General features: G+C 46.0%; 11 protein-coding genes and 1 pseudogene. 8 read left to right on the forward strand and 4 right to left on the reverse strand.

Annotation, left to right across the window (positions count from 1 at the left end; genetic code table 11):
* On the forward strand, positions 1-518 hold a 518-nt coding region (locus tag BM299_RS19595; RefSeq protein ID WP_165608431.1), incomplete at its 5' end, for a hypothetical protein.
* A gap of 43 nt (positions 519-561) precedes the next feature.
* Here the strand turns inward: BM299_RS19595 and BM299_RS18115 are convergent.
* The 3 genes from BM299_RS18115 to BM299_RS20540 form a co-directional block, all read right to left on the reverse strand.
* Positions 562-1,137 carry a phosphodiester glycosidase family protein gene (locus tag BM299_RS18115; RefSeq protein WP_165608432.1) on the reverse strand — a complete coding sequence of 192 codons (576 nt, stop codon included), beginning with the start codon at positions 1,135-1,137 and terminating at the stop codon, positions 562-564.
* Between the two features lie 342 nt (positions 1,138-1,479).
* Positions 1,480-2,301 carry a LysM peptidoglycan-binding domain-containing protein gene (locus BM299_RS19785; protein WP_207545240.1) on the reverse strand — a complete coding sequence of 274 codons (822 nt, stop codon included), beginning with the start codon at positions 2,299-2,301 and terminating at the stop codon, positions 1,480-1,482.
* Between the two features lie 119 nt (positions 2,302-2,420).
* On the reverse strand, positions 2,421-2,747 hold the full coding sequence (locus tag BM299_RS20540; protein ID WP_092487793.1) for a DUF3307 domain-containing protein: 327 nt from the start codon (positions 2,745-2,747) through the stop codon (positions 2,421-2,423).
* Between the two features lie 179 nt (positions 2,748-2,926).
* Here BM299_RS20540 and BM299_RS18130 point away from each other — a divergent pair, with 179 nt between their 5' ends.
* From BM299_RS18130 to BM299_RS18140, 3 genes are read left to right on the forward strand one after another with little or no spacing between them, the layout of a single operon-like run.
* Positions 2,927-3,865: an NAD-dependent epimerase/dehydratase family protein gene (locus tag BM299_RS18130; protein ID WP_207545241.1), complete on the forward strand. Its 939-nt coding sequence runs from the start codon at positions 2,927-2,929 to the stop codon at positions 3,863-3,865.
* 29 nt (positions 3,866-3,894) lie between these two features.
* Positions 3,895-4,566 (forward strand): WbqC family protein, encoded by a 672-nt coding sequence (locus BM299_RS18135; protein ID WP_281246396.1) that lies wholly within the window; start codon positions 3,895-3,897, stop codon positions 4,564-4,566.
* Entirely contained in the window at positions 4,563-5,678 is a 1,116-nt protein-coding gene (locus tag BM299_RS18140) for a DegT/DnrJ/EryC1/StrS family aminotransferase (RefSeq protein WP_092487802.1), read from the forward strand. The genes BM299_RS18135 and BM299_RS18140 overlap by 4 nt, the downstream gene beginning before the upstream one ends.
* Positions 5,679-5,802: 124 nt before the next feature.
* Here BM299_RS18140 and BM299_RS18145 read toward each other — a convergent pair whose 3' ends face one another.
* On the reverse strand, positions 5,803-7,074 hold the full coding sequence (locus BM299_RS18145; RefSeq protein ID WP_165608434.1) for a phosphodiester glycosidase family protein: 1,272 nt from the start codon (positions 7,072-7,074) through the stop codon (positions 5,803-5,805).
* A gap of 334 nt (positions 7,075-7,408) precedes the next feature.
* Between BM299_RS18145 and tnpA the strand changes: the two are divergent.
* The 4 genes and pseudogenes from tnpA to BM299_RS18160 all read left to right on the forward strand — a co-directional run bounded on the left by tnpA (position 7,409) and on the right by BM299_RS18160 (position 9,320).
* Positions 7,409-7,724: pseudogene (gene tnpA / locus BM299_RS18150) on the forward strand (IS200/IS605 family transposase).
* Positions 7,721-8,164 (forward strand): hypothetical protein, encoded by a 444-nt coding sequence (locus BM299_RS20125; RefSeq protein WP_245779857.1) that lies wholly within the window; start codon positions 7,721-7,723, stop codon positions 8,162-8,164. The pseudogene tnpA and the gene BM299_RS20125 overlap by 4 nt, the downstream one beginning before the upstream one ends.
* Entirely contained in the window at positions 8,100-8,954 is an 855-nt protein-coding gene (locus BM299_RS18155; protein WP_245779859.1) for an RNA-guided endonuclease InsQ/TnpB family protein, read from the forward strand. The genes BM299_RS20125 and BM299_RS18155 overlap by 65 nt, the downstream gene beginning before the upstream one ends.
* 159 nt (positions 8,955-9,113) lie before the next feature.
* The gene (locus tag BM299_RS18160) at positions 9,114-9,320 is read left to right on the forward strand and encodes a hypothetical protein (RefSeq protein WP_092485718.1); all 207 of its coding nucleotides are present in this window, start codon (positions 9,114-9,116) and stop codon (positions 9,318-9,320) included.
* Positions 9,321-9,390: the final 70 nt, after the last annotated feature.

The following is a 9,390-nucleotide window of genomic DNA, read 5'->3' on the forward strand; positions in this document are numbered from 1 at the left end:
TGAAGACCCGTATCTACCTGCTGGTGGAGAGCGGTGCCGGCACACACGACTTTGACAATATTTCGGTAAAAGAAGTGCAGCCAGCTACCCCGCCGGTTACAGAACTGGTACAGAACGGCAACTTTAATAGCGACCGTACGGGTTGGGATGTTGGCAAAGGCGGCGTGATCAGTGTGGAAGCAAACGGTAACAAATACATCTCCAACGGGTATAACTGGGGTTTAGCTCAAGACCTGGTTTTGGAGGCCGGAAAAAGTTACTTGATTACCGCTGATACCAGAAAAGGCACTGCTGGCACCGCCGCACGTATAGTTATTATGGGAGTTGATGCCAGCGGTAAATTGATCACGGCAGACCCGGTGGATATAAAGTATACCCACCGCGGCGCCGGTTGGGAAAGCATGGGTGCGACAGAGTTCACCGTGCCGCCGGGAGCGGTGAAGACCCGGATTTACCTGCTGGTTAATGGCGGTACAGGTAGCCACGACTTCGATAATGTTTCCGTAAAAGCGGTTTAGAAAAATGGTTTAAGAAGGGCTAAAGATTCCCAGCCCTTCTTTTTTAATCATAAATTACCCATGCTGTGGCTACCGGTCTTTCTCCGGTGATATCGGAAGGCTTGTTAATAACTTCCCCCCGGAAAACCATCGTAGACGATCCGCCTCCATCCAGGTTAAAGGCGTTATAAGCTCCCATCTCCTTCATAATTTTCATTAATTGATAAATGGTCGCCCCCTGGCTCCACGCAGGCTGCCTGCCGTCTATGACCACAAAAATGTAATCTCCCTTCCGTGTTTGGCCAATGGCTGTTCTGGGGCCCGCCTCTCCATTTTTAGAGCGAATCACAGGCCGGCCGTTGATAATCAGGGCCGGTTTAAAGGAAACCGCTTCTGTTACGCCGCGTTTTAATAAGTCCTCCGGCCCTTTTTTGCCAAATACCAAGCGATTGTTATGATCTATTCCAACAGCGATTAACGGTTGTATGGGACGATCATAATGGACTACTTTACCTTCATGGATGGTTACGTAGGCCGGGAAATTATGATGTTTGCCCGGAACGGGTGTATTGTAAAACCCGCCTCCGTTAACAGCGGCGACAGCACCGGTGCGTTTTGCCATGGAGCTGGTAGTTTCCACTGTTCCAAGCCCCCCGGCAGATAAAGCTATTTTAATACTGCCGGGTGCCTTGCTTTTGACAACCATTACTTTGCCTTTGTATGCAGGCCCTTCAATGCTCCGGATAGTGATTTTTACATTTTTCCCCCGGTAATTGATAGCGTTCTGGCTATCAAAATGAGAAGGCGAGAAAAATTTTATGTTTGAAGTAATAAATAAAAGAATTGTAAATAAGGTTATGAGTAAAATTTTTGCCCTTGGTCTCATTAATACCAGTTCCTTGATTTAGGTGCTTTACTACATATTATGAAAATGACTTGTCAAAAGAACTGGATTCTTAAAATATATTAATTAATATGTTACTTATTGTTGTTGCGGTGGCACTGATTCAGTATTCACAGGAATGATTAACTTTTGGCCTGGATAGATTACTCCCGGATTTTCAATGTGGTTAACATCAATAATTGTTTCCATGTCGACATTTAGTATGTTTGCGATATTATTTAAAGTATCACCTGGTTTAACAATGTAAACGCCAGTATTTTCATGTTCCTGTATCATGAACTCCTCTGTCACGCTGTTAGCTTTCTCTGTTTCTGTTGCAGATTGTGTTATCTGTGGCGGGTTGATTCTTACAATGGAAGGGGCGGCAGGCAAATAAGTATCGTTTTTTACCAAATTAATATTATCGAAGCAGTGGTAACCGGTGCCTTTAAGGGTAAGCATGTAAATTATCATTTTAGCGGCGTCTTTCGGGATATTTATTACCTGTTTGGGTATGGATTCCCAACCATTGCCCTGGTGCCAGTAGTTTATTGTATGCCCGGGGATTTTTTCGCCATTATGTTTTATAAACAGCACCACCAGTCGTGCTGCTGTATTGGAGCTGCCTTTCTTGGTATCTGCCGCCAGGGTATAAGAGTTGCCCGGTTTAACTGATATTATTTGATGTAATTTCCAGTTATACCCGTTAATGATATATTTATTACCGTTGTCATCAGAACGCACTTCTCCGCTGTTTCCCCGCCAACCAAGTTTGTTAAGTGAAAAGTCGCCGTTAATGAGCTTGGAACGTAATTTTCCTGAATAAACGTAACTCATGGCTACATAAATGGCAGTGCCAATTACTAGTATTATTGCCAGCAAAATTAAAAAAGCTCTTGTATAATTACTCATTCTCCTCATTAAGCTGATTACCTCCCAAGGTTTATTTCTCAAATAATATATGAATAATATGTCTAAAAAGTTATTATCCTTGCCAATTTCTAGCAACAAAAGTTTTATTGAATCAGTTTCATGGCGCGTTAGAAAATGATAAAGGTTAATGCAATTGAAACAAGGTGTAAAAACTGATCAATAATGTTTACCGGAGTGCATAGGCCATGTCTTAGCGGGAACAGCTTGTTTTTGCACCAATCAATCATGAAATGTGATAGTAGTAAAAAAATAAATATACAGATATTAAAATTTTTTAATATTATCAGTCCGGGGCTAATTGATAGGGTCCATGACAATGTGTGCAACACGAGGCCTTTTATACTGCGTTTTTTGTATTTACCCAAGTATTTTCGCTGAAGTAAATAGTCGGTTAAAACATGCCCTGTAAGGATGGTCAGAAGACCAAGTAACATAATGTACCCCCCGAACTTGTTTCAAACTGATTTGCCGCTGTAGATATTATATTGATATCCGTTTAATTAGGTGCCGGTTTTATACTGTGGTGTGAATCAGGTTGCTGTAACAAATTATGCGCCGGTATAATATATTACCTATTAAGATTGCTGATATGTACTGCTTATACGGGGGGATAATGATGGATGGACTTGACGGAAAAAAAGTGCTGGTTGCAGGGGGAGGAGGTTTTTTAGGCTCTTATATCTGTAAAGCGCTTTTGCAGGAAGGTGCGGAAATAACGGTTTTAGATATTATCCCGGGAAGTAAAATGAAGAATCTTGAAGATATCAGGTCCGGGATACATATATTGAATGGGAGCGTGACTGACGAGGAATCAGTTTTTTATGCTGTACAAGGAATGGATGCGGTGGTGGATGTTTCTTTTCCCGCTGCCGCGTGCAACCGCGATCTTGATAAACAGTATGTAAGTGTTGGCACCGCAGGGGTTTTCAATTTATTGAAGGCATCTTTAAGCCAGGGTGCACATTTTATTTTTGCCTCATCCATATCGGTTTATGGAGTTCAACAATATACACCGATTAATGAACAGCATCCGGTAAAACCGTTTTTGTTGTACGGAGCAACCAAGCTGGCGGGAGAAAACTATTGCCGGGTAATGGCCGATCAATACGGTTGTAAAGTTATAATTTTACGCTTTTCCGATTTATACGGCCCCAATAACGGTAGAAACAGCGCTCCGGTTAATATGTTGCGCAAAGCATTAAACAGAGAACCGCTGCCGGTAACGGGCGACGGCAGGCAGGTGCGCAGCTATTTGTATATAACCGATGCCGCGCAGGCAATCGTTTGTGCTTTAAAAAATTTCCGACAGGGTGGCATTTATAATATAACCGGTCCCAAAGCGCTGTCCATCCTTGAACTGGCCGGTGCTGTAAGGCAGGTTGCCGGCGTAAATGTGCCGGTAAGGTTTATGACCAATACCGGGCTTGATCCGAGAAATTACAACATTGACGGCACTCTGGCGGCCAAAGAGATTGACTTCCGGCCCCGGGTTGATATAACAAAGGGTCTTGCTTTAACTTTAGAGTGGTTGGAAGGAAGGTCGGAATATTAATGAAAGTTGCCATACACCAGCCCAATTTTATGCCATGGGCAGGCTATTTTTATAAAATTTTAATGGCGGATATATTTATTTTTTTTGATACCGTGCAATTCCCCAGGGGCAAAAGTTATTGCAGCAGGGTTAAAATTAAAGCCCCGGAAGGGGCCAAATGGTTAACCGTTCCGGTCAGTGGGAAGGGAAAGATGCTTCAGATTAAGGATGTGCAAATGTCCGGCGGCGCCTGGACGAAAAAACACCTGGGCACTCTAAAAGCTTGTTATGGTAAAACTCCGTATTTTAATGAAATATTTCCCGGTATAGAAAATATATACGCAAGCGCCGGGCAATACATTGCCGATTTTAATATTCAATTGATCAGTTACATGGCAAATATCCTTGAAGCAAGGACAAAGTTTATCCATGCTTCCAATTTGCAGGTCCAAGCCGGTGATACCGGGGGTTATATTATCAACCTGGTTAAATCCGTAGGCGGGTCAATATATATTAGCGGGCAGGGAGCGGGAACCGGTCGCTACCTTGTTGAACAGAATTTTAAAAAGGCCGGTGTAAAGTTGGAATTATTTAATTACGTCTACCCCCGTTATCAACAGTTGTGGGGGGATTTTGTACCGGGTTTGTCGGTGGCGGATATTTTGTTTAACACCGGCCCGCAGGCGCGGGATTTGATTCTTTCCGGAGGTATAAAAGAATGAAAAGGGAAGTGCCCCTATCTTTGCCTGATGTAGGTGAGCGGGAAAAAGAAGCGGTGTTGTCCGTGCTTAAAAGCCGCTGGCTGAGCATGGGACCTGTTATACTCGATTTTGAAAAAAAAATAGCCGATTACATAGGAGTAAAATATGCCGTTGCCGTGAACAGCGGCACTTCCGGGCTCCACCTTATAGTGCGCGGCCTGGGATTGGGTGAAGGAGATGAGGTAATTACCACCCCTTTTAGCTTTATCTCTTCGGCCAACTGCCTTCTTTTTGAACGAGTGCGGCCGGTTTTTGCAGATATTGATCCCCAAACCTTGAATATTGACGTTAGCCAAATCAAACAAAAGATAACCTCCAAAACAAAGGCGATTTTACCGGTTCATGTTTTCGGCCACCCGGCGGATATGACTGATATTTTGGATATAGCGTTGAAAAGCGGGCTTAACATTATTGAGGATGCTTGTGAAGCAATAGGCGCAAGATACAACGGTAAACTGGCAGGCAGTGAAAGCGATGCGGCTGTATTTGCCTTTTATCCCAATAAACAAATCACCACCGGGGAAGGCGGGGTTATTGTAACCAATCGCAAGGATTTAGCGGGTATTTGCCGCAGCATGCGCAATCAGGGCAGGGAAGCCGGAGCAGGGTGGTATGAGCACAGCCGTTTGGGTTACAATTACAGGATGGATGAAATGAGTGCCGCCCTTGGTTGTGCCCAGCTGGCCAGGTTGTCAGATATTTTAATTAAGCGGGAAACGGTGGCCCAAAGGTATACAGAAAAACTACGCCGTCTTGACGGTGTCAGCGTACCCTTTGTGGGGCCGGATGTACAGGTAAGCTGGTTTGTATATGTAGTCCGGTTGGACCCGGAAATTGATCGCGATACTGTAATGCGTGAACTTACCGGCAGAGGCATAGGTTGCCGGGCCTATTTCCAACCTATCCACCTGCAACCTTTTTACCGAAAGGCGTTTGGCTACAAGCCCGGCGATTTTCCCGTAACGGAAGCAGCCGCTGTAAGCACACTTGCTTTGCCCTTCCATAATAATTTGTCGGAAGATGAGATAGATTATGTTGTGACAAACCTTAAAGAAGTTTTGAGCAAGTTTTGAAAGTTAATAAAAAACCAAAAAAGCAAATAAGGGGACAGGCACCGGTAAAAGGGGACTGGCTCCTTTTTCGCTTTTTGAAAAAGGTGCCTGTCCCCTTTTACTGTGCCTGTCCCCTTTTTGGTTTTTAGTTTGGAGAAATAACCAGTTTTTGCCCGGGATAAATGATATTCGGGTTGGTTATTTTGTTAATTTCAATAAGCTTATCAACGGTGGTATTAAACTTATTTGCAATTGCCCAAAGGGTGTCACCTGGAACTACGGTATATGTTAAATTCGGGTTTGGTGAAGGGTTATTTCCCTGCACCTCTTTTATGGAGATATTGTCGAAGTGATGGTTTCCTTTTCCGCCGTTTATTAAAAGGAAAACCCTGGTTTTTACTGCTCCTCCCGGTACAGTGAACTCTGTGGCGGGCATGCTTTCCCAACCGGCCCCGTTGTGCTTATGTCTGATATCCACCAGGTTTTTTCTAATATACTTCCCGCTGTCGTCAATATATAGGACTACCAGGCGGGCTGGCGTTACGGCACTGCCTTTACGGGTTTGGGCATTTATCTGGTAATGTTTGCCCGGGTTCAGGAAAAGGTCCTGGTATACCCCCCAGTTGTAACCATTGGAAATATATTTATTACCGTTGGCATCTATGCCGATTATTTTACCGCCGTTCCAGTCTTTATGACCGCTCTTAAAATCGCCGTTTTTAATTAGATCACCGGTCACTGGTTTGGGTGACCTGTTGTCATTTCCATTATCTTTCCGAGGGGCGCTGAGAACTACCCAGCATGTGGCAACACGTCTTTCTCCGGAATTATCGGAAGGTTTATTTAAAACTTCGTTATTAAAAACTATAGTTGAAGAACCGCCTCCGTCCAGGTTGTAGGCATTATATGCACCGAGGTTTAGCATGATTTCTTGCAGCTCAAACAGGGTAGCCCCGGAACTCCAGCCGGGTCTTCGTCCGTCTATTACCAGAAACAGTAGGGAGCCGTCTTTCTTTTGTCCGATAGCCGTACGGGGACCTTTAATTCCGCCGGGTTTATGCAGTCTTTTGCCATTTTTAACAAGCTGTGGTGAAAATGATATACCTTCTGTTATACCTGCCTTTTGTACTTTAATATCACTGGAAAAGGCACCACCCGTAAGTTTACCGCTTTTTGTCAAACCTACCAGTATTTCAGATTGATACCTACTTACCTGAGAAACCACCTTACCCTCCTGAACCGTATAATAAAGGGGGTAAAAAAGAGGTTTACCCGGCACGGGGCGAATATAAAAGCCCCCGCCATTTGTCGCGGCCACTGCGTTTGCTTTTGCGGCCATGGCACTGGTTGTTTGCAAGTTCCCAGGGCCGCCTTCGGGCAGCATGACTTTTACCGCTTTAGGGTTGTTAACGGACATTACAAATCCACGAAATATTGTGTTCCCTTGCAAGTCTTTTGTTTCAAGATTGTTTACTGATACGGTTACATAGATATTAGAAAAATGCTTACTGGGTTTTTCATCTGGGGGCTTTATTCCAATATTGGAATTATCATAACGTATAAAAGTAAACCCGACAGCCCAGGGAATTAAGACAAGTAATAACAGCATTATAAGTTTTCTTTTCAAATGCTTACCCCCAATTTATAAAATCCGCCTCTGAAAACCTACGGGCTTGTCCCGTGGGATGAAAGATCGCCTGATAGAGCGATAGAATACACCCAAACATTTGCTCTTGTGATATAATTGAACTATGGAAGGAAAAACAAACCACTGCGTCTACAACATCAATTACCACATTGTGTTTTGCCCCAAATACCGACATAGGGTGATCACCAGCAGAGTGGAAGAGTGCGGTAGCCCCTACCGATATTGTCCGGAAACTCAAAAGCATCACCGCCAACAAAATATTTGCCACTTTCCCCGGTCTTAAGAAAAAATACTTCTGGGGCAGTGGGATGTGGAGCAGGGGTTACTATGTTGGCACTGCCGGCAACGTAAGCGCCGAAACTATCCGCAAATACATCGAAGCCCAGAAGTTACCCCGAAGAGAGGTGAAAACCGATTGAGTAAATGCAAGAACAACCAGGCGAAAAAAACAAAGTCCAAAGATGTTGACACGCTGGTAGAAAAGTTTCCATTACATCTAACTAATAAGCAAATAACCTTGGCCCGTAACTTACAAAGAGAAGCGGCCAAAGTATGGAATGCTGCCTGCACCGTCCATCGCACAATCTATATCAAGCATCACTGCTGGCTAGGCGAAGGAGCCATTAAAGCGTTCGTCAAAGGTAAATTCGGTATCCATTCTCAATCGGCCCAGGCTGTAGTGGAAACCTACTTTGAGGCTTGTGAACGCACCAAAGCCTTGCGTAAACAGGGGTATACCCAATGGCGTTACCCGGAAGAAGCGCTTTTTCACCGTTACCTGGAAACCGCTTGGCATCACCCGCAAAGAACGGGTACTAACACTATCCAACGGGCGTGGCAGGCAGCCACTCAAACTTAGACTACCCAAAAGGCTTTCCGGTGCTGTCATCAAACTGGTGCAGCTTGTCTGGCACCGAAATCAATACTGGCTGCACGTAACAGTAGAGAAACCGGCCCTGCAAAAAGTTCGGGGCGACGTTACCGCGGCCATAGATCCGGGCGAGGTACATACCGCGACTATTACTGACGGCAAGGAAGCACTGGTTGTCAGCGGCAGGTTGTTACGAACTCTGCACCGGCTACGGAACAAAGTGCTGCGCAAGTTTCAAAAGGCTATTTCCAAAACACATAAAGGTTCCAATCGCCGCAGGAAACTGCTGGCCGCCAAGTACCGGTTCTTGAATAACATCGAGCGCCGGATTGAGCACACCATGCATACCATATCAGCAACTGTTGCCAGGTGGTGTTTGGTCCGTAACGTCAAGACCGTCTACATTGGCAACCCGGACGGAGTACAAAAGAAAGACTGCGGCAGAAAGCACAACCAGCGCGTGAGCCAGTGGGCCTTCGGTAAGCTCCGGGAGTTATTGGAATACAAGCTCAAACGTCATGGTATTGAGTTGGTACCGGTGGATGAGCGCGGCACATCCGGGACCTGCCCGGTATGCGGGGAATACACTAAACAGACCGGGCGCGTGTACCGGTGCGGCAATACTTCCTGCGGGTTCACCGGCATCCACAGGGATGTGCTGGGAGCCAGCGGTATCCTGGATAAGTGCGTAAACGGCGGGTTCACCAGGGGCCGCAAGCTGCCCGCAGCGGTGGACTACCTGCGGCCGCAGGTATTAGCGCCGAAAAGAGCGGCTTAACGTATCTACGATGAGTAGTAGCTGCCTATGGACCGGGCCTCCCGGTAAATGCCGGGATGTAGCTCACGAGGAAAGTGTAAGACCTGCGCTTTTGCAGGCGACATTCTTATGACATGAGAAACCTTCGCGGAGAAGCCTCCGGGCTTGTCCCGGAGGAGGTTGTGCGGGCGGCAGCCCGCACTGGATGTCGGACACCCTGCCGAGAGGCAGGGCAGGCCGGCGCTGCGCAAGTGGCAAGCGCGGCAAAGGGTACATCTAGCGCGCTCCCGTGAGGGACGTGACGGAGGAGAGAGGGGTAACCGAGAGGTCCCTATCCGAAGTGTGCAGGTTGAAAGCGCAACGCTGAATGCCAAAGCGGCGGGGTGAGTTGGGGACGCTGCGACCTCTGCGGAACCCAAAACCTGCGCTACGGTGAGGCTAGTGAGACACCCTAATG

The organism is Desulfoscipio geothermicus DSM 3669, from assembly GCF_900115975.1.
GTDB classification, from domain to species: domain Bacteria; phylum Bacillota; class Desulfotomaculia; order Desulfotomaculales; family Desulfallaceae; genus Desulfoscipio; species Desulfoscipio geothermicus.

Excerpts from the sequence above, each read along its gene's own strand:
- BM299_RS19785 (WP_207545240.1), bottom strand. The coding sequence starts at position 2,301 with ATGAGGAGAATGAGTAATTATACAAGAGCTTTTTTAATTTTGCTGGCA.
- BM299_RS20540 (WP_092487793.1), bottom strand. The coding sequence starts at position 2,747 with ATGTTACTTGGTCTTCTGACCATCCTTACAGGGCATGTTTTAACCGAC.
- BM299_RS18130 (WP_207545241.1), top strand. The coding sequence starts at position 2,927 with ATGATGGATGGACTTGACGGAAAAAAAGTGCTGGTTGCAGGGGGAGGA.
- BM299_RS18135 (WP_281246396.1), top strand. The coding sequence starts at position 3,895 with ATGCCATGGGCAGGCTATTTTTATAAAATTTTAATGGCGGATATATTT.
- BM299_RS18140 (WP_092487802.1), top strand. The coding sequence starts at position 4,563 with ATGAAAAGGGAAGTGCCCCTATCTTTGCCTGATGTAGGTGAGCGGGAA.
- BM299_RS18145 (WP_165608434.1), bottom strand. The coding sequence starts at position 7,074 with ATGTCCGTTAACAACCCTAAAGCGGTAAAAGTCATGCTGCCCGAAGGC.